Raw genomic sequence first — 18,479 nt, 5'->3', positions numbered from 1 at the left:
TTTCTTTCTATCTCAATTGGTTTCTTATAATCTAGTACATAGATTACTTAAGGTTATTTGTTTACTGATGGGATTAACGTGATTGCTTTTTCTCCAACAGTCAGTTCTGCATCGACCATGCTTTTAACCTCTTCATAAGCTTTGGAATTCGTGACAATTATCATCACAGTAGAATCAAAACCGGCTTCGTGAATCTTCTCGATATCAAATTCGCCAAGCAAGTCCCCTTTCTTTAACTTCTGACCTTGCTTAACATAGGTTTTGAACCCTTCCCCTGCTAATTTTACTGTGTCTATCCCGATATGCAAAAGAATCTCTGCTCCCTTTTCCGTTTGAATGCCATAAGCATGTTTGGAATCGTTTGTAACAGTTAGAATACCTTCAGCTGGGGCATATATTTTGCCGATTCGAGGGATAATAGCAATTCCTTTTCCCATTGCGCCTGAAGCGAAAACTGGATCATTTACAGTAGCTAAATCAATAGCCTTCCCCTCAACCGGAGCAGCGATTTCTTCGTTTGTTGCTATATTAGTAACAGGAGTAGTGCTTCTTTCTGTTGTACTGGTACTTCCAGTATTAATAGATGAAACTTTTAATTTATTTCGCCCATAAATCATTGTTGCTACGAATGCGAGTATAAAACTAATTAATATTCCAACCATAAACATTGGAATTGATTTTGGAGCTATTGCAATGAAACCAATTAATCCTGCAGGACCTAAAGATACATTACGTACTCCTGTAAAGCCCATGAATGCTGCTCCTATACCAGCTGCAACCAAAGCAATAAAAAATGGGAATTTCAATTTTAAGTTAATCCCAAACATCGCTGGTTCAGTTATACCTAACATAGCTGAAAAAGATGCTGATGATGCTAGCCCTTTTTGTTTTTGATTTTTTGATATAAAGAAAATAGCTAAACATGCCGCTCCTTGTGCTACGTTAGCAGCAGAAGCTATCGGAAAAAGAAAACTTCCGCCTGTTTTGGCAATATCTGCAAGTAGTTGTGTCTCAATTGCTGGGAAGGATTGATGCAAGCCTGTTAATACAACTGCAGAATAACCCAAACCAAATAATCCATACCCTACTCCACCAAGCGTATCGATTAACCAGAGCAACCCATCTGTTAATTGATTTGAAACACCACGTAATAAAGGTCCAACAAATGCGAATGTAACAAATCCTGTAATAATCACGGATAATAATGGTGTAAAAGTAAAATCGATTGCATTGTTTAAATGTTTATGGAAGAACTTTTCAAGTGTTGCCAAAATCCAAGCAACTCCAATTACCGGCAATACTTGACCTTGATAACCCGCTTGAGCAATTTGCAAGCCAAAGACATCCCAATATGGCATCTGTCCCGTAGCTAATGCCTCTGCTACGCCATAACCATTTACTAAATTAGGCATAACAAGCATCATACCTGCTGCTGCACCAAGGTAAGGATTTCCTCCAAAACGTTTTGTTGCGGAAAAACCAATTAAAATAGGCAAGAAGGCAAAGGGAGCTGAAGCCATTAAGTTAACAATATCTGCAAAACCTTGTATACCTGGTATCATCTCTACAATCGATTGTGGACCAAACAAACCTTGTCCAGTTAAAACATTATTTAAAGCCATCAATAAACCACCAGCTACTAAAGCAGGTATTAGCGGTACGAAGATATCAGATAATAGCTTTACTAGTTTCATTACAGGATTGGTTTCTTTTTTCTCCGTAACCTCTTTCAACTCTTCTTTTGTAGCTTCGCCAACACCTGTGATAGTAATTAATTCTTTATAAACAACATTTACATCACCAGGACCGACGATGATTTGGTATTGGCCATTTGCTTTAAAAGTTCCCTTTAAATCAGGATCCTCATCCAAAGAGATTTGATCGATCTGCTTCGTATCTTTAACAACTAAGCGTAGTCTTGTTGCGCAGTGTGTAGCAGCAATTAAGTTGTTTTCCCCTAAAGCTTTTGCTATCCGTTCTGCCACTTCTCTGTGTTTCATGTGAATTCCCCTTTCTATTAAATCGCTTTCAAAACCTTTTGCACGATAAACTTAACACCATTTTTATTTTGTGTCAAACGTTTATCATATATTTGAATATTTTTTTATAAATACTCTTAAATATTGTTATAAAACAAGGAAAACGTTTGACATATATTTAGAGGCGTTTTAAAATTCCATTAAGTAACCTAAGGATTTATAACGGAGGAGTTTAACTTACATGACAGAAATTATTAGCAAATGGACACGGGAACTTAGATATAAACCTTATTCTGAATGGGATGATGAATATGTGGTAGCTTTAACAAATTCAGTAGCCAGTTCTAAATGGCGAACTGGCTATCATATTGAGCCAAAAACTGGACTATTAAATGATCCGAATGGCTTCTCTTTCTTTAATGGCAAATGGCAGCTATTTTTTCAATACTACCCATTCGGGGCTGCTCATGGCCTAAAAAGTTGGTATCACTTAGAAAGTGAAGATCTCATTCATTGGGAAGAAAAAGGGATTGCCCTACAATCTGACAATAATTATGACTCTCATGGAGTATATTCTGGCTCAGCTTATCCAATCGATGAGGAAAAGCTATTCCTATTTTACACAGGCAATGTTAGAGATGATAATTGGAATCGTTTTACCTTTCAAAATGGTGCTTTTATGTATACAGACGGAACTATCGAAAAATTTGACAATCCATTAGTTAACCAGCCGGAAGAAACAACAGATCATTTTAGAGATCCCCAAATCTTTCGTTATCAAAATCAATTCTATATGATTATTGGTGCACAGAAACAATCAGATAAAACAGGAGCTATTTTTCTCTATAAAGCATTATCAAATAATATAAAGAACTGGAACTTAATTGGGGAATTGACTTTTTCTCGTTCTGAGCTCGGTTTTATGATTGAATGCCCTACCCTTATTTTTATTAAGGAGGTTCCTGTCTTACTTTTCTGTCCACAAGGGTTATCACAATCAATACACCCATACGAAAATATCTATCCGAATATGTACATTATTGGAGAAACATTTGAGCCTACTAATGCAGCAATTACCAATGCTACAAGTCTGCAAAATCTAGATGAAGGCTTTGAAGTCTATGCAACACAGGCATTTAATGCACCTGATGGGAGAGCTCTGTCTGTTAGTTGGATTGGTTTACCAGAAATAAGCTATCCGACTGATAAGGAAGGCTATCAAGGTATGTTGAGTTTAGTGAAAGAACTGACCTTGCATAATGGTAAACTGAAACAATATCCAGTAGATGAAACAAAAAGTTTGCGTCAAATAGAGCATATATTTCATCGTTCACTTGACACAAAAACCAATCGTTTTGAATTAGAATTGACGATACCCAAAAATGAAATCGTCGAACTAAAACTCTTTTCAAATGCTGATGAAACCCGCTATTTAGCCTTTACACTCGATTCAGTAAATGGTAAAGTTTCTGTAGATAGAGAATTTGCAGGCGAGCGCTTTGGAGAAGAATATGGCTTTAAACGAGAAGCGTTTGTTACCAAAAAGGAAGAAATGAAAATAAATCTATTTGCTGATACTTCTGTTTTTGAGTGCTTTGTAAATGAGGGTGAACGGGTTATTTCTGGGCGTGTTTTTCCAGATGAATCACAAACATTTGTTTACCTTCATTCTAAAATAGATCTCAGCGGAAAACTATGGAGACTAAATAATCAGAAGAGGTAGAATAAAATGGTTGCAAAATTAACCGATGTAGCCAAGTTAGCTGGAGTGAGTCCTACAACGGTAAGCCGTGTTATCAATAAAAAAGGCTATCTTTCAGAAAAAACAATAGCTAAAGTTCATGAAGCGATGAAAGAGCTTCATTATCATCCCAATAATCTAGCGCGCAGTTTACAAGGGAAGTCCACAAAACTAGTAGGATTAATCTTCCCTGCCTTGAATAATGTGTTTTATGCAGAACTAATCGATCACTTAGAGCGAGAGCTGTTTAATATGGGATATAAGACAATTCAATGCAATAGTGAACATAATTCGGATAAAGAACGTGAATATATTCAGATGCTCCAAGCAAATCAAGTGGAAGGAATAATTGCTGGTGCTCATAATCTAAACCATGATGATTATACAAATATCAAGGCACCTATTATTAGTTTTGACCGTTTTCTTGCATCAAGTATACCGATTGTGAGCAGTGACAATTATCAAGGTGGTGTTTTAGCTACTCGTTCTTTAATAAACCACGGTATTCAAAAAATAATCATGTTAACGGGAAGCAATGATATTAAATCGCCAACCCACTTGCGTACTAAAGGGTATATAGATGAGATGAATAAAGCTGGTTTAGATCCCAAAGTAATTTCAATAAACGGAAGCTTTACTCCCTTAAGAAAATCAGTAGAGATATCTAAAATGCTTAAGTCAGAACAGCCAGAAGGAATCTTTTGCTCAGATGACATGAAAGCTCTTTTAGTTATAAATGAAGCGGAAAAACTTGGTTTATCAGCACCTAAAGACTTTAAACTTGTTGGTTATGATGGAACCTCTTTTATTGAAAACTATTTTCCTAAACTAACTACTGTCAAACAGCCTCTCGGAGAATTAGCTAAACTTTGTGTAGAACTACTTATACAGAAGATAGAAGGAGACAATAATCAAGAGGATCGTTATGAAATTCCCGTAAAACTAATAAGTGGGCAAACAAGTTGATCTTTCATCTCGTTTGCCCATTTATTTTATCAGATACGATATCCATTATTCTTTTATTGTTTCTTCTCCTTTTCAAATGTGTAATGATAAAGAAATGAAAATCTTGCTAACGCTGAGTTCCAGTCTATATTTTGTTTATTGCTAATGGCATAAAGTAAATTATGAAAAACTGGTTGTAATCCGTAAAATTTACTAACTCTGTCAAACAATGATTCCGATGGCTCCGTAGATTGATAATGAGCTAATACATCTCTTGTAAACTTTGGGCCAAACGACCAATAGATTCCTGCAAAATCAAAGGCGGGATCTCCTATTTGAGCATCAGTAAAATCGATGACACCAGTTATCCTCTCCTTTCGTTCCTGATAAATTATGTTTGATATGGTTAAGTCACCATGAATAACTACTTTTTTATTAAGTGAATCTGGATAATCATCTAGGAAATCATCAAATATATGGCTAATTTGTTCTTGTTGTTGGTTGCTTAAAAAAGGAAATAATTCTTTCTTAATGTTACCGTATAAGTCTTTCCAATACGTTAATGTGTGGATGGTTGTTAGATTTGTTCCCTCTAATTCTAATAAATGAATACTATGTAATTTCGTTAGAAAATCACCTATTCATTTTGCATTCTCCTTATTTTTAATTAATCAAGCATCAAAGCTATTTTCCCGTCTACATTTTCTATTAAAGTATTTACATCTGCATATCCCCAATACCGTACATACATGACGATATTTCCTCTAGAAGCAAATACTTCTTTCAAACTAAATTCCGGATCCTCATGCACTATTAACAGATCAAAATCAGAATGCTTTATTTGCACATAGTCTTCTCTGCTATAAGTAAACCGTTCTCTACTTATTAAGTCATCTATTAAATTGTCTGTTAGCCCTGTTATTCTCAACTGAAAAATTCTTGTATCCATACTGGGAGTATATTCACCGCTCCCATCTTCCCACCTTTTTCCTGGTACCACTCCGTTTTCATTTGTCTCATATTGTAATGGTGCTAAAGGGCTCCATTTAGGGGTAGCGTCAGGAAAATGCGGATTTACAACGTTAAGGAAACCAAAATATAAAAAGTCTAATTTCTCGGTGTTATAAGTGAAAAATTAGGCTTTAGTTACTTCATTAAAGCGCCTGATTGTTGAAGACTAAAGTTTATATTCACCAAGAAAATTGATGTGCTCTTATCCTAACAAATTTTATTTAGGACTTACATGTATGCCTTCACTCTCTCGCCAATCTGCGTAAAGTATACGCTTTACATTATCATATCCATTGGTAGTTAATTGGTTATCTAACCACTGTTGATCAAATCCGAGTTCATGTAAATTATCCCATAAAATTTCCCCATCTATAATTAACGATGTTGGGAGGTCTACTGGACTTTCTGGAAGATTGAGATCTTGCTTGTCTGGTTTTTGATACTTGGATTTTAATAATAAACTTATTTGCCCATTAGCTTCCAATATACCGTATTTGACTTCGCGAACTGAAAAGACATTATTTTGACGGAGTATACTCAATACTTGATTTACATCCAATTTGTTCTTTGTAAGTAACTTTCTGTCCATAACACCATCTCGAATGATGATGTTAGGATTGCCTAATAAGAGAGAACGTGTCGATTTATTTTTTAGAGTCATAAACTCTATTCCCAACATAAGAAACGTCCACAATCCGATGGCATATAAAAAATGAAAAATCCCTACCTTATCTTCATAAATGGTATTTCCTAAAAAATCTCCAAGTACTAACACAAAAACTAAGTGAAACGGGGTTAACTGATAGATGGATGTTCTGCCTGTTATGATAATGATAAAAAATAAAGTGGCAAAACCAACGATGACTTTGATCGTCAGTAAACCAATATTAACTTCTTCCAAAGTTTTTTCCTCCAATTTAAATTTTACTTAGTTGTAAGATCTTCGGATTAACCCCCGAATTTTGGACAATAACTCTCTTATTCTTTCATTTCCTCAGTTTTTTATTTTATAGATTTCTTTCATTATTCTTCAAAAAGGCCATGTTGCTTGACATGGAGCCTCTGCGGGCATGATTCTCCTGCCAAGAAGCCAGCTGTTTTACAACATTGGCATCGCCGAACGAGGCTATCATGCCCGCCACTCCAAATCAAGCTGATGCTTTGAATGAATACATCCATTACACCCGAACCTCCTTGATCACCAATGAATCTTGTTTTTGATAGAATTCCTTTGGTGACAAATCTAGTATACTAGAATGCATACGTCTCTCGTTGTAGAACTCCATAAAATTCATGACTTCTTGATATGCTTCTGTGTAGGTTTCAAACTGCCATCTGGATAGGCAATCGTCCTCAAAAATGCGATGGAAAGACTCAATATGAGCATTCATATTTGGTGTTCTTGGTGGAATTCTTTCGTGCTCAATTTTGGAATCTTCACAAAACTTTTCAAAAGTATGGGAAATAAACTGCGGTCCATTGTCTGTTCGGATTACAGGTTTTTCCAATTCATCATATTGTTGGCGTTTTAATAATGCCCTTTTCAGTGTCTGTTTGACATCATCTCCAGTGCAGCTTAATCCCATATGATAGGTAATGATGCCCCTGTCATAAACATCGATGATGGACATGACAAAGAAAAAGCGATCCTCACCTTCGATAAAGCCATATTTAATGTCAGCTTCCCATAGCTGATTAGATCTTGTAATAATGCGATTTCTTGCTAGTTTCCTAGGGTATGAGACTTTCTTTTGGCGCTGTGGGCGTAAGATGCCCAATTCTTTACAAATCCGGTATACTTTTTTCTTGTTAATTTTAAGTTTGTATTTTCGCCTTAAGACCTTAGTGAGTTTGCGATAACCATAGTTATAGCAATCACCGGCAATCTCTTCTAGTAGAAATTCTTTAATCTGTTCGTCTGATATCTTTTGACCGTCCTCTTGGATCGAATAACCTGGTGCTGGACGTCCCTCACTTACTTTTTTCTCCTCAACACGATAATTCTTTTGATAATAGTATGTGGATCGAGGAATACCTATGATTTTAAGCACCTTTGAAATCGAGTAGCCTTTTTGAATCCATTTGTTAGCTACTTCATGCTTTTCAGCAAGTGAGGGTTTTTCTTTTTTATAAGATCCCTCAGGATCGCTATTTCAAGGTCTTTTTCACCTAATAACATTTTAAGTTTTTCATTTTCTTTGGATAATTCTTTGGAGTCTATATCTGGCAGCACAGCCACATCTACTTCACCAAATTTACCATCTTTGTATTCACGAACCCAGCGACTAACCATATTGGGATTCAGATCATACCGGCGAGCTACAAGGGTATTCTTCCCTGTGTCTTGGGCTTCCTTGATGACTTGTAATTTAAATTCTTTAGAATGTTTTATTCGTTTCATGATGTCAGCCTCCTTGGTACATTAAGCAGTATAATAAATATTACTCTTATTGTCCAAGTTCATTTTGGGGCTTATGAGATCTTGAGGTTTAGATAAAGAGGCTAGTTTTAGTATTAAAGCTCGAGTTACAATTCCAACCATGATGTAATATATGAATGAATATCTGTATCTCCACTCTAAATAATTAACAAGTTTGACCCACTCGCAAAAGGGTTCACCTATATAGGCATATGTTAGTGCCATAATGATCTGGGCTAAAATAAAAGATTTCCATGTTCTAAAATATTGATATAACAACATGTAAGCTACAGGTACCATTGAAAAATCAAAAGGAAAGGCCCAGGGAATAAAAGGTAGGAATGCAATGGGGTAATCCCAAAAACTGTACTGTGCACCAACTACATCTAATAAGGTTGTTGTCAAGATAATTATGGTACCAAATAACAAAATTTCTAAAATAATGTCTCGTTTAACAAGTTTAGCCCATATAACCCAAGGCACAACTAAAAAAACGACTAGTATCCACCATTCCCAAGTTAAAAACTCATTTTTTAGCCAACTATTTAATTCTAAATGATAGAGCTTATCTTCTAATAAACGTATTTCCTTAAGATTTTCAAATATATTATCTATTGATATCACCTCTATATTTAAATGAAAAGGTAACAGATATTTTTGAATTCAAACTCTTTGAGCTGCCTTTTTAGTATTACCGTTTTTTAGTAATGAATTTCCATCGTAAATAAGAAAAAACCCATGTTGGAAGTTCTTTTTCAAATAAGTCAGAAATATATTAAAAACAAAGTTAAATCTAGATTTAAGATAGAACAATAAAAACAGGATACATCAACTTATAATAATGGAGAAAGCACGCGAGCACCCTGTTCAACAATGCGCTCGGTCAGGGATCGTTGCAACAAGTCTTCAATTCTTAATGGTACAGAATCAGTAAGATCCCTCTCGAACTGCTCTGTGAGTTCCCTTGCCACATCAGCACTGTACACGACTTGACACACCTCATAATTCAGGCGAAAACTTCTCATATCATAGTTTGCTGAGCCTACGGCAGCAATCTCCTCATCGATGGTCAACACCTTCGCATGTATCATTCCTTTGTCGTACTGGTAGATTTGAACTCCAGCTTCTATAAGTTCTCCGTAATAAGTACGGCTTGCAAGACCCACGATTTTTTGATTATTGTGGCGAGGAACCAGCAATCTTACACGGACACCACGAGTTACTGCTGTCTTTAATGCCATGATAATATCCGTTTCTGGTACAAAATAGGGAGTTGTTATATCAATAGTCTTGGTCGCCTGTGTTATACATATAAAGTAAGCTTGACGAATAACTGGGGTAGGAATTCCAGGGTTTCCTTCCAACGTATGGATGTACGCTTTTTGCAATTCTCCTGTCTTTGTTTGGGTATTGTCTGTTTTACCTTCTATAGGCCATAACTCAGATCCGAATTCGGCAGGCCATCTTGAAAGATCTATGCTGCCGGTTGGATTGATTTCCTTTGATTTATATTTTGGGATTTTAGTGGCCTTTTTCGTTGCCTCAGATTTTGTTTTTGACTTTATCCGTTCTGGTACAGCGATATTCCAATGAACGTCGAAGATAGTCTGCAAGTCGCCTGTTGCTTCCCCTATAATTTGCAAATGAGTGTCCCTCCAAAATCCTACGTCTGGCTTTAATCCTGTATATTCATACCCAACGTTCATACCGCCAGTAAAGGATTCCTTTCTGTCAATCGTCACAATCTTACAATGATCCCGATAATTCCAATTGGACAAAATCCAGGGAAATCGCAGAGGAAATATTGTCCTGCATTCTATCCCTGCTTCAACCATCTGCCGGATTTTTTCACGCGGGAATTTATAACTCCCCAAGCTATCTCTCATAAAACGAACCTGCACTCCATTTAATGCTTTTTCGATTAGCAGTTCTGTGATTCGATTACCAATTTGGTCGTTCCGATAGATGAAATATTCCAGATCAATGGTTTCTTGGGCTTTTTGTAGGGATTCGATAAGTTGTTCATATTTTGCTATCCCATTGTTAAACACTTGGACTTGGCCCATTCGAAGCCCATTCACAGTGAAATGCCGTAAAGCATTGGTAATTACCGATGCTGAAGCACCGAATGTCTCAGGTAATTTGTTAGATTCATTTTTAGAAGAGGTCAATCTTTTCCGATGAATAATCTTGGGATTTGATGTGCTAAGATATAGCCAGAAACCAATGATAGGCAAAACAAGGACGATTATTATCCAATTCAAAGCCTTGGCAGGACGACGAACTTCCCAAATTGCTATGAATAAGATAAAGAACGTATTTAACAGGTATAGATAAAAAATCCACTCCAACTGGAATCCCTCCTTCTGTTTCTCTTATCATGTACAAACTATGTAACCAGTATACGTATGGAATATGAAGGGATTGTCTGTTATATATTATGGACTACCTTTATAAGAACTTGTATAAGATATTAAGAACGAAAAAAAGAGAATTAAGGTTGGGAAAGTTCTGACATCAAGAAAGGCTTAATGATCTGGGCACTGTCCTAACTAGAGACTTAGTGATTTTGAAAATTACCATCTGGTAAATTCCTAAATATAGGTATAATTTTTTATAAATTTGGAAAATGAAATTGGTAAATGCAATAAGGAGTAAATAAGAGAAAACATTAATTTATATTGGGAGGAAATCGTCTTAAAATTAGTCGTTAACATCTTTTTTGTTAATGTTTAATGAATGATCGGTATCTCTAACAGCAGCATAAAAAAAATCTTTGATTTGAAGATATCACTTTGCCTTTAGTTCTTCCTTTAATCACTTTTCATTTTTGTTGATAAATTTTAATTTACGCTTTTGCACTTTCCCTTCAATGACAACGACTATGGGTAATCCGCGGTATTCCACTTTCATATGTAAATCTTTTGGAGTAATAGGAACTAATTCTTTTCTTGGAAAAATGCTAATTTCACCTGTTGCTTCCAAAATCGCATATTCATTATCGTGAATATCCGGATATCCTGTTGTTCTTAAATTAGACAACAGCTCAGGTAAAGGATATCTACTTTCCTTTAAATTTCGATTAAGATAAAAAAGAATCGCTCCAAAATCATGAGGGGTAAGTTGGGATAGAGCTGATTTCCCTAAAATATTTACTGCTACAATAAACACAATATAGATAAAAATAACTTTAACTAAAAAAATAGACACTTCTAACACCTCGTAAAAAAATTCACCTTAGTCCGAAATTGGACTAAGGTTTTTAAACTTATTTCAATTAAAAATGGTATCTTTTTTTCGTCATGTATGAATCTAAGCTAAATCCTTATCCTTTTAAAATAGGGGTCACTTTATCAATGGCTTCTTGTAATTTTTCACTGTTTAACCTATACATTTGTTTGGCGTCTTTTGATTCCGTTCCAAGAGCAAATAGTTCTAAGTCTGCTTGACATTTTTTCAAGGTTGAAAGAATTAAGGGTCTTTCTTGTGGGGGGGCGACTTGTAATTTATCGTCAAACAGATCAATCGTTAACTCTCCGTAAGAATTAACCTGTCCCAGAAATACATTTTCAATCGTTACCCCTAGTTTTTCTAATTCAGTTTGTAGCCAAGCCCGACTTCGTCCAATCGTGGCTAGTGGTTCATCCATTATTGTACCATCCATAATAATGGTCTGAGGCTCCTTGATTGAAGCAACCTTCAAGTTTATATCCTTTGCTGTTAAAGGTTGATTTTCTTTCTTTAGCATCACAGATAAATCACCTGTTGCCTCTAAAACAGCAAATTCTACATCAGAGACTTGAAAGACATCCTTCCTGCGAAGTAGCTCTAACAGTTCATCTGTCGTATATCTTTCCTTTTTTAAATTATCTTCCATAATCTTCCCATCTTTGATAAATACAGTTGCTTTTCCTTCTATAAAATTGCGAAATCCTTTCCTTTTTAAGGAAATTAAACCAGTGAAAAAGGGAATAGCCGCAAAAATGACAATTCCAATAATTCCGTGAAAAATCTTCCGTTCAAGTCCCGTAGCCACTTCTGCACCAATACTTCCAATAGACATACCGGTGACATATTCAAAGAAAGATAGTTCTGAAATTTGCTTTTTCCCTAACCATTTTGTAATGAAAAATAAAACAGCAACAAATAATGCTGAGCGTACAGCTATATCTAACCATTCAGGCACTGCTTACACCCCCTGTAAATATAGTTTTTCTAGAAACCTTTGTACTGAAGTTCCTCTCCTTCTAGTTCTCCTACTCTTTTTTTTAAATCTTTTGTTACTTCGTGTACTACCATCATAGCCTCATGCAAAGTTCGCTTCGATTCATCATCAAGAGTCCGTAATGCTAAACTTGAGAGACTTGCTTCTACCCCTTTTAGACTGGCAAAACACTGTTTAACATCTGATCCTACTGTCATCCTAATTCTCCTTATCCTTTTGGCTTAAAAATTAAAGCTCCTATCATGCCGAAAACAATGGCAGCTGAAATACCAGAACTAGTTACTTCAAACATTCCTGTCAGTACACCAACTAACCCATGTTTTTCTGCTTCCTGCATCGCACCATGAACAAGCGAATTCCCAAAACTTGTAATCGGAACGGTAGCCCCTGCCCCAGCAAAATCAATCAAAGGCTCGTATAGTCCAAATCCATCTAAAAGAGCCCCAATCACTACAAGAGCACTTAAGGTATGACCTGGTGTCAATTTAAATACATCAAACATAATTTGCCCAATGATACAAATTAAACCGCCTACGACAAAAGCCCAAAAATAGATCATGTTAATTGTTCACCTCCGTATTCAATTGACACTGCATGGGCGATACAAGGAATTGTTTCATTTTGCTGAAAGGACAACGGTGAAAGCAAAGCACCTGTAGCCACAACTAACATTCGTTTAAATTCACCTTTTTTCATGCGGTTTAATAAATGCCCATAAACTACCGTTGCTGAACAGCCTGCACCGCTTGCTCCTGCAAGAACGGGTTGTCCTTCCCGATAAATCATAAGGCCACAATCTTGGTATTGTTCTTCACTAATAGGAGTTCCATGCTTTTTAAATAGATCCATGGACACTTCCTGTCCGATTTGGCCAAGGTCACCGGTTACAATTAAATCGTAATAAGATGGCTCAACATTTCGTTCCTTTAAATGGGCTTCAATGGTATCAACCGCAGCTGGCGCCATAGCTCCTCCCATGTTAAATGGATCTGTCAATCCCATATCGATTACACGACCAATTGTGGCAGATGTGACATGAGGTCCTTCCCCAGAATCACTTAATAGGGCTGCACCTGCACCAGTAACCGTCCATTGTGCCGTAGGTGGCTTTTGTCCACCATACTCAGTTGGATACCGAAATTGTTTTTCAACAGCTGTATCATGACTGGAAGCTCCTGTTAACAAATATTTCGCTCCTTTTGTATTTACAATATAAGCACCTAGAGCCAGTCCTTCCATCGAGGTAGAGCAAGCACCGAATAAGCCAAAATAAGGAGCTCCAATCGTTCTGCTAGCGAAACTTGTTGGGGTGATTTGATTGATTAAGTCCCCAGCTAGGATAAATTGAACTTGATCCTTTTGTATGCCCCCTTTTTCCATGGCTTTTTGGCAAGCCTCTTCAAAAAGGATTTTATGTGCTTTCTCATAGGAATCCTGCCCAAGCCATAAATCAGCATGAAGAGTATCGAAATCATCTGGGATAGCACCATTGGCTTCAAATGGTCCACCAACGGTTCCAGTGGAGATAATGACAGGCTTTTGTTCGAAGATCCATGTACGATGACCTGCTAGCATTATAAACCACCCCATCTGATTAAAATTGTTTTAATTAAGGCAATGATAAAAGCAGAAAACACACCAAATAAAATGACAGAACCGGCTAGTTTAAACATATTGCCGCCTACGCCCAGTACAAATCCTTCGGTTCGATGTTCAATGGCAGGTGATATGACCGCATTGCCAAAACCTGTTACAGGTACAGCTGTTCCAGCCCCACCAAATTGGGCCATTCGATCATATACGCCAAAACCAGTAAGAAGCATTGTAATAAAAATTAACGTACCCACCGTCGGATTTCCGGCCGTTTGCTCAGTAAAATCGAAATAATAAATGTAAAAGTCTGAAATAAGCTGACCAATCAAACAAATAAGTCCACCGGTTAAAAAGGCCTTAATACAATTTTTAACAACCGGTCTTTTGATCTCTCGTTGTTTTTGCAATTTTTGATATTCCTGTTGCACAGGAGTAAGTTGTTTCTTTTGATTGTTAGACATAACTCGATCCTTCCTCTTTAGGTTTGTTCCTTCATAAGACTTTTCAGTTTGTTCAAATCATTTTTTAAGTTCTTCTTATTCATATCGTTTTTTTTCAGTCTTTGCTCGACCTTTTCAAGCTCCCAGAATATTTTTTTATCAGTCGAAACAAAAACTTTATAGTCGGGATACTTTTTTTCTAAGTCGGATTTTACTGACTTCTCGATACTCTTTAATCGAAATCGATCAAAATTCTCAACTTTAATCGCTGCCATAAGCTCTTTATCAGTATTCACAGCTTTTACGTCTGTAATATCTTCCTTGGCAATTATCTTTTCTTTCGCATGATTGGCAACGGATTGATCAATTGGCTTACTTGTATGTACTTGTGAAATACCAAAAGTACTATTACCTTGAGTAAATTCATTTTGATTACCATTACATCCTGATGCGAAACCAATGACCATTATAATAAAAAGTAGGTTTTTCAATGTGGTTATTTTATCTTTCAAAAAAACACCTCCATTTTTTTTCATTATTTGAACAGCTGAAAAAAGGTTGGTTAAGAGGCCAACCTTTTTTCGCCTTACTAATTACTGTTGTTTGTATTGAGGTTCTTCTTGTTCGATTTGTTGAACACGTGGTTCAATGCTGTCTACAACGGATTGGGTTTGCTTAGCTGCATCTTGGTAAAGTTGCTTAGCTTGTTGATTATCTGTACTAAGAGCAAATGTTTCAAAGCTAGCTTGAGCACTTTTCAATCCTGCTAGAGCTGTTTTAACGTCATTTATTACTGTCATGATAATTTCCTCCTTGAATTTTTTTTACTCTTTTATTTTGCTTTATGGAGAATTTTTTATTCAATGATTTTTGGGAAATTTAAATCTAAATTATTTTTGACGTATAGCTCCATTTTTTCGATAATAACCCCTTTTCCATATCCCCATCATTTCTTCTATTTCTCGTTGACAGCAATAGCTCTTATAACTTTTCATTTTTTCTTTTCTCAACTTCAATTTCTTTTACACCCCTACCTTTATAAAATAAGATGATTGTATTTCCTGAAAGGACTAATATTTTTCCCATTTTTCGGATATTATCCCAAAGTTTTAAGAGTTTCTCCCTCTTAATCATCCTATTTATGGGTATTTAACATTGAAAATGTAATAACAAAGATAAACGCATGCATTTGTCGCCGTATTAAGGTTTGTCTAATACATAAAAAGGAACTGTTTTGTTATTAAACATCAAATTTTTCATACATTTTAGAAGGTGAAAAAATGACAACAAAACAAAAAAGGAAATCCTTTCAACGTTTAACGTTAAAACCAAAAAAGGACATTGAAGAAATAAAATTTGGGATTAATCTGAGAGAAAAAGGGTAATAACTGACAAGAAACCAACCTCTTAAACTAGACACAATAATGGTTTAACGCTGTCCATTATGATGTATTGGTTCTACGATCCTTCTATCCATATTCTGTATAAAATAATTTTTTTAACAGACACTATAAAAAACGTTGAAGGAAATGATAAGAATGACAGAGCGTAATAATAATGAGAGCTTGCCAGGTTATGAAAAAATTAAATCGATTCTTAATGAATCACCCGACTTGAATTGTCGAAAGATTGAAGCTGGACAAGTGGGGATTCATATTATTTTCATGAAGAATTTAATTAAGCCAGAGATTCTAAATGAATATGTCATTAAATACATTGAACAACTTTCTGTAGAATACTTACATTACACCTATTTAATGAAAAACATTCCTATAGAAGAAATAATGGTAAATATAGAGGAACAAGAAGTTATCTCTTCCCTATTAAATGGATTTGCTTATATTTATTTCTTAGAAGAGAAAAAGGGATTCATGGTGAACTGCGCAAATCCCATTGAACGCTCTATTGAGAAAGCAGAAACAGAATCGTTAGTATATGGACCTAAAATTTCGTTCACTGAATCATTAACTTCTAACGTTAAGATAATCAGACAAAATCTAAATGATTATAATTTGTGCACGGATGAAATAAAGATTGGGGAACGCGTTCAAAAGCAAGTAAGAATTGTATATATAAAAGATATTGCGAACGATGACACTCTTCAGACACTTAAGGAAAGGATTAAACAATTAAAAACGGATAATATAAGTGACAGTGCCGTTTTGGCTCAATGCCTAGAAGATAATCATTACTCTTTATTTCCACAATTTATATTAACAGAGCTGCCCGATCGATTCATCTACTCGATTATAAACGGGCGAATTGGTGTTTTTATAGATGGTAGCCCAGTAGGGATTATAGGTCCTGCTAATTTTTTCTCATTTTTCGAATCAACAGAAGATATCTATTTGAGATGGTCTTTAAGTACATTTATTCGTTTTATCCGATTTTTTGCTATGGTAGGTTCTATTTTTTTAACAGCCATTTATGTGGCTGCCATGACTTATCATTTTGAACTCATACCATCTAAATTGTTATTTATCATTGGACTATCACGTTCACAAGTTCCTTTTCCGCCCTTATTAGAAGCACTCTTACTAGAATTGTTAATTGAGTTACTTAGAGAAGCTGGTGCCCGCCTTCCTTCAAAAGTAGGACAAACAATGGGAATTGTAGGAGGTATTATCATTAGCCAAGCAACGGTTGAGGCAGGATTAACTAGCAATATTTTAATTATCATTGTTGCATTTAGTGCATTAGGGGCATTTTCGGCTCCTATTTATGAAATGGGCACTGCTGTCAGAATTGCTAGATTTCCAATCATTATTTTAGCAGGTGTTTGGGGGTTAAATGGAATCATTTTTGGTATATGTATTCTAATGGTTCACTTGTTAAAATTAACTTCTTTAAATAAACCTTATCTTGCACCTCTATATCCGCTAAGAATGAAAGATTTGCAATATTTTTTAATACGTCTCCCCCACCATTTTTATATGAGGCGACCGTTAGTAAATCGACCAAAAGACTCCATTCGCCTAAAGGAACGATTAAGAAATATAACAGATTTAGATGAATTTTGAGGTGCAAAATGAAATCAAATATACGATTTGTTAACGCCTTTATGGCGTTTTATATCATACACACTTCGCAAATTGGTATGGGAATTCTTGGAGTTCCAAGAATTGTGTATCTAGAATCAAAAAAAGATGCTTGGATATCCATTTTACTATCTGGTTTATTCGTTAGCTTGATTACATGGTTAATGATTTCTATCCTAAAAAAAAATGAAGGTGGTACTCTTTTTGAAATTCATGAACATATATTCGGACGCTTGATTGGTAGTATTTTTAACTTCCTTATTGTCATTTACTTTATTGCCGTCCATTATTCGATTACCATTAGTCATGTCGAGTTGTCACTAACATGGGGATATGAAGGTGTCTATGAATGGGTCGGGGTATTGGCTTTATTAATATTAACCATTTATGCTGTATCCGGCGGATTTAGAGTAGTGACCGGTGTTTGCTTCTTATCCTTTTTATTGACTATATGGCTGCTATTTGTTGTGTACCAACCACTTCAAACCATAAACCTAACTAGGATTTTACCTATTATGACGACAACTCCTTCAGAAATTATGAAAGGAGTTTTCAAGAGCAGTTATACAATGTTAGGTTTCGAGACGTTATTTTTTATTTTTCCATTTATAAAGGAGAAAAATAAACTACAGCTGTTTAGTCAAATAGCAGTCTGGTTTACGACCATTCTTGTTTTAATAACAACTGTTGTTTCTATTTTATTTTTTAGCGCGAAAGAATTAGAGAAGAATGTATGGCCTGTTGTCAGCATGATTAGCACGGTCCATTTTCCATTTATTGAGCGCTTTGAATTTGTTGCGGTTCCATTATGGATTTTAGTTATTTTTCCAAACCTATGTATCACTCTGTATATTTCTTCCATGGGTATTAAACAGATTTTTCATATAAAACAGAAATATGGAATATGGCTCATCTCCATTATCCCTTTTATCTGCAGTTTTTTAATTACTAAAAGAGTAGATAATAATTATTTTTTTGATCAAATTGGCAAAATTGGATTTTTTCTGTGGTTTATCTATCCGATTTTCTTGTATGGAATAACCATTATAAAATCAAAAATCAATACTCGTTCCAGAAGGAGTTGAAAG

20 protein-coding genes and 1 pseudogene are annotated in these 18,479 nt (G+C 35.5%); 4 read left to right on the top strand and 17 right to left on the bottom strand.

Annotation, left to right across the window (positions count from 1 at the left end):
- Positions 1–53: 53 nt before the first annotated feature.
- The gene (locus tag NST60_RS20005; protein ID WP_169188635.1) at positions 54–2,000 is read right to left on the bottom strand and encodes a sucrose-specific PTS transporter subunit IIBC; all 1,947 of its coding nucleotides are present in this window, start codon (positions 1,998–2,000) and stop codon (positions 54–56) included.
- A gap of 220 nt (positions 2,001–2,220) precedes the next feature.
- On the opposite strand from NST60_RS20005, the gene NST60_RS20000 reads away from it, so the two are divergent.
- Both NST60_RS20000 and NST60_RS19995 read left to right on the top strand, forming a co-directional pair.
- Positions 2,221–3,702 (top strand): sucrose-6-phosphate hydrolase, encoded by a 1,482-nt coding sequence (locus NST60_RS20000; RefSeq protein WP_101731133.1) that lies wholly within the window; start codon positions 2,221–2,223, stop codon positions 3,700–3,702.
- Positions 3,703–3,708: 6 nt separating this feature from the next.
- A complete protein-coding gene (locus tag NST60_RS19995; protein ID WP_224427944.1) occupies positions 3,709–4,686 on the top strand; it encodes a LacI family DNA-binding transcriptional regulator in 978 nt (325 codons plus the stop codon).
- Positions 4,687–4,739: 53 nt separating this feature from the next.
- Here NST60_RS19995 and NST60_RS26860 read toward each other — a convergent pair whose 3' ends face one another.
- From NST60_RS26860 to NST60_RS19925, 16 genes and pseudogenes are all read right to left on the bottom strand, one after another.
- On the bottom strand, positions 4,740–5,306 hold the full coding sequence (locus NST60_RS26860; RefSeq protein ID WP_169189679.1) for an aminoglycoside phosphotransferase family protein: 567 nt from the start codon (positions 5,304–5,306) through the stop codon (positions 4,740–4,742).
- Between the two features lie 26 nt (positions 5,307–5,332).
- Complete coding sequence (locus tag NST60_RS19990) at positions 5,333–5,614, bottom strand: hypothetical protein (RefSeq protein ID WP_205835613.1); 282 nt, start codon at positions 5,612–5,614, stop codon at positions 5,333–5,335.
- Between the two features lie 279 nt (positions 5,615–5,893).
- On the bottom strand, positions 5,894–6,577 hold the full coding sequence (locus tag NST60_RS19985) for a DUF421 domain-containing protein (protein ID WP_097159208.1): 684 nt from the start codon (positions 6,575–6,577) through the stop codon (positions 5,894–5,896).
- A gap of 106 nt (positions 6,578–6,683) precedes the next feature.
- On the bottom strand, positions 6,684–6,809 hold the full coding sequence (locus NST60_RS19980) for a hypothetical protein (RefSeq protein ID WP_263479876.1): 126 nt from the start codon (positions 6,807–6,809) through the stop codon (positions 6,684–6,686).
- Positions 6,810–6,854: 45 nt separating this feature from the next.
- The gene (locus NST60_RS19975; RefSeq protein ID WP_040344397.1) at positions 6,855–7,754 is read right to left on the bottom strand and encodes an IS3 family transposase; all 900 of its coding nucleotides are present in this window, start codon (positions 7,752–7,754) and stop codon (positions 6,855–6,857) included.
- Positions 7,755–7,765: 11 nt separating this feature from the next.
- The gene (locus NST60_RS26855) at positions 7,766–8,077 is read right to left on the bottom strand and encodes a transposase (RefSeq protein WP_016205489.1); all 312 of its coding nucleotides are present in this window, start codon (positions 8,075–8,077) and stop codon (positions 7,766–7,768) included.
- A gap of 21 nt (positions 8,078–8,098) precedes the next feature.
- Positions 8,099–8,719, bottom strand: a complete 621-nt coding sequence (locus tag NST60_RS19970) for a CBO0543 family protein (protein WP_341100004.1) — start codon at positions 8,717–8,719, stop codon at positions 8,099–8,101.
- A gap of 209 nt (positions 8,720–8,928) precedes the next feature.
- On the bottom strand, positions 8,929–10,446 hold the full coding sequence (locus NST60_RS19965; RefSeq protein ID WP_341100003.1) for a phospholipase D-like domain-containing protein: 1,518 nt from the start codon (positions 10,444–10,446) through the stop codon (positions 8,929–8,931).
- 352 nt (positions 10,447–10,798) lie between these two features.
- Positions 10,799–11,305: pseudogene (locus tag NST60_RS19960) on the bottom strand (DUF421 domain-containing protein).
- Positions 11,306–11,420: 115 nt separating this feature from the next.
- Complete coding sequence (locus NST60_RS19955; protein WP_341100002.1) at positions 11,421–12,281, bottom strand: DUF421 domain-containing protein; 861 nt, start codon at positions 12,279–12,281, stop codon at positions 11,421–11,423.
- Positions 12,282–12,310: 29 nt separating this feature from the next.
- Positions 12,311–12,517: a DUF1657 domain-containing protein gene (locus tag NST60_RS19950; RefSeq protein ID WP_009336483.1), complete on the bottom strand. Its 207-nt coding sequence runs from the start codon at positions 12,515–12,517 to the stop codon at positions 12,311–12,313.
- An 11-nt stretch (positions 12,518–12,528) separates the two neighbouring features.
- Positions 12,529–12,879 (bottom strand): stage V sporulation protein AE, encoded by a 351-nt coding sequence (spoVAE, locus tag NST60_RS19945; RefSeq protein WP_098797242.1) that lies wholly within the window; start codon positions 12,877–12,879, stop codon positions 12,529–12,531.
- Complete coding sequence (gene spoVAD / locus NST60_RS19940; RefSeq protein ID WP_061794311.1) at positions 12,876–13,895, bottom strand: stage V sporulation protein AD; 1,020 nt, start codon at positions 13,893–13,895, stop codon at positions 12,876–12,878. Before spoVAD ends, spoVAE begins: the two co-directional genes overlap by 4 nt.
- Entirely contained in the window at positions 13,895–14,374 is a 480-nt protein-coding gene (spoVAC, locus tag NST60_RS19935) for a stage V sporulation protein AC (RefSeq protein WP_066235783.1), read from the bottom strand. Before spoVAC ends, spoVAD begins: the two co-directional genes overlap by 1 nt.
- Positions 14,375–14,391: 17 nt before the next feature.
- Positions 14,392–14,865, bottom strand: a complete 474-nt coding sequence (locus NST60_RS19930) for a YhcN/YlaJ family sporulation lipoprotein (RefSeq protein ID WP_066235784.1) — start codon at positions 14,863–14,865, stop codon at positions 14,392–14,394.
- A gap of 81 nt (positions 14,866–14,946) precedes the next feature.
- Positions 14,947–15,153, bottom strand: coding sequence for a DUF1657 domain-containing protein (locus NST60_RS19925; RefSeq protein WP_013352384.1), 207 nt, complete (start codon positions 15,151–15,153; stop codon positions 14,947–14,949).
- 738 nt (positions 15,154–15,891) lie between these two features.
- Between NST60_RS19925 and NST60_RS19920 the strand changes: the two genes are divergently transcribed.
- On the top strand, positions 15,892–17,373 hold the full coding sequence (locus NST60_RS19920) for a spore germination protein (RefSeq protein ID WP_341100001.1): 1,482 nt from the start codon (positions 15,892–15,894) through the stop codon (positions 17,371–17,373).
- 8 nt (positions 17,374–17,381) lie between these two features.
- On the top strand, positions 17,382–18,476 hold the full coding sequence (locus tag NST60_RS19915) for a GerAB/ArcD/ProY family transporter (RefSeq protein WP_341098595.1): 1,095 nt from the start codon (positions 17,382–17,384) through the stop codon (positions 18,474–18,476).
- The last annotated feature ends 3 nt before the right edge of the window (positions 18,477–18,479 follow it).

Source organism: Niallia sp. FSL W8-1348 (assembly GCF_038006745.1).
Lineage (GTDB): Bacteria > Bacillota > Bacilli > Bacillales > Cytobacillaceae > Niallia > Niallia alba.
This window is presented reverse-complemented; position numbering and strand designations above follow the sequence as displayed.

Bases quoted from the DNA above. Each gene is read 5' to 3' on its own strand.
- spoVAC (WP_066235783.1), bottom strand. From the start codon at position 14,374: ATGTCTAACAATCAAAAGAAACAACTTACTCCTGTGCAACAGGAATAT.
- NST60_RS26855 (WP_016205489.1), bottom strand. From the start codon at position 8,077: ATGAAACGAATAAAACATTCTAAAGAATTTAAATTACAAGTCATCAAG.
- NST60_RS20000 (WP_101731133.1), top strand. From the start codon at position 2,221: ATGACAGAAATTATTAGCAAATGGACACGGGAACTTAGATATAAACCT.
- NST60_RS20005 (WP_169188635.1), bottom strand. From the start codon at position 2,000: ATGAAACACAGAGAAGTGGCAGAACGGATAGCAAAAGCTTTAGGGGAA.
- NST60_RS19925 (WP_013352384.1), bottom strand. From the start codon at position 15,153: ATGACAGTAATAAATGACGTTAAAACAGCTCTAGCAGGATTGAAAAGT.
- NST60_RS19990 (WP_205835613.1), bottom strand. From the start codon at position 5,614: ATGGATACAAGAATTTTTCAGTTGAGAATAACAGGGCTAACAGACAAT.
- spoVAE (WP_098797242.1), bottom strand. From the start codon at position 12,879: ATGATCTATTTTTGGGCTTTTGTCGTAGGCGGTTTAATTTGTATCATT.
- NST60_RS19920 (WP_341100001.1), top strand. From the start codon at position 15,892: ATGACAGAGCGTAATAATAATGAGAGCTTGCCAGGTTATGAAAAAATT.
- NST60_RS19915 (WP_341098595.1), top strand. From the start codon at position 17,382: ATGAAATCAAATATACGATTTGTTAACGCCTTTATGGCGTTTTATATC.
- NST60_RS19950 (WP_009336483.1), bottom strand. From the start codon at position 12,517: ATGACAGTAGGATCAGATGTTAAACAGTGTTTTGCCAGTCTAAAAGGG.
- NST60_RS19995 (WP_224427944.1), top strand. From the start codon at position 3,709: ATGGTTGCAAAATTAACCGATGTAGCCAAGTTAGCTGGAGTGAGTCCT.
- spoVAD (WP_061794311.1), bottom strand. From the start codon at position 13,895: ATGCTAGCAGGTCATCGTACATGGATCTTCGAACAAAAGCCTGTCATT.
- NST60_RS19980 (WP_263479876.1), bottom strand. From the start codon at position 6,809: ATGATAGCCTCGTTCGGCGATGCCAATGTTGTAAAACAGCTGGCTTCT.